This is a genomic window from Winogradskyella sp. ECml5-4 (assembly GCF_036903175.1).
Taxonomy (GTDB): Bacteria; Bacteroidota; Bacteroidia; order Flavobacteriales; family Flavobacteriaceae; genus Winogradskyella; species Winogradskyella damuponensis.
In genome coordinates, this window is sequence record NZ_JAYJLF010000079.1 from 1 (window position 1) to 707 (window position 707).

At 39.3% G+C, this 707-nt stretch carries 1 pseudogene; it reads left to right on the forward strand.

Features of this window, described 5'->3' with window-relative positions:
- Positions 1 to 707 (forward strand): annotated as a pseudogene (locus VDP25_RS17730) (CUB protein); the annotation flags it as partial.

Sequence of the window (707 nt, forward strand, 5' to 3'; positions counted from 1 at the left end):
ATTACGGGTTGTTACAATACGGTAACCGTAACCCTAAGAGTTAACCCAATACCATCACCAGAAGCATCACCAGACCCAATAGAGGTTTGTGACGAAGACAATGATGGATTTGCTGAGTTTGATTTAGAGATTCGTACCGTAGAAATCACTAACGGAGAATCGGATGTTGTAATTACTTATCACGAAACTCAGACCGATGCGGAAATGGGGGATAATCCAATTACGGGATTATACACAAACATCGTTGCAAACAATCAAATCATTTATGTGCGTTCAGAGAACACTATAACAGGTTGTTATAGTCTCACAGAAAACACACTAGAGCTTATTGTACATCCAGCACCAGAAGTGCCAATAGATATAGCACCTTATATCATATGCGATAGCGATAACGATGGTTTAGCCCAGTTTGATCTTACAACAAAGGATGCCGAAATTCTTAACGGTCAAGACCCAACTGCAGTAGTGTTAACGTATCATGTAAGTGCAGCAAATGCAGAAGACGGTAGTAACCCAATTATCAACGTTGGTAACTATACCAATAATGGTAATCCACAAGTTATTTATGTACGCTTATATGATCCAATTACAGAATGTTTCGATACAGGAATGTTTGAATTGAATGTAGCATTACCACCAGAGGCTATACAGCCAACACAGTTAAATGCCTGTGATGATTTAGGAGAAGTACCAGGTGATGAGATCAC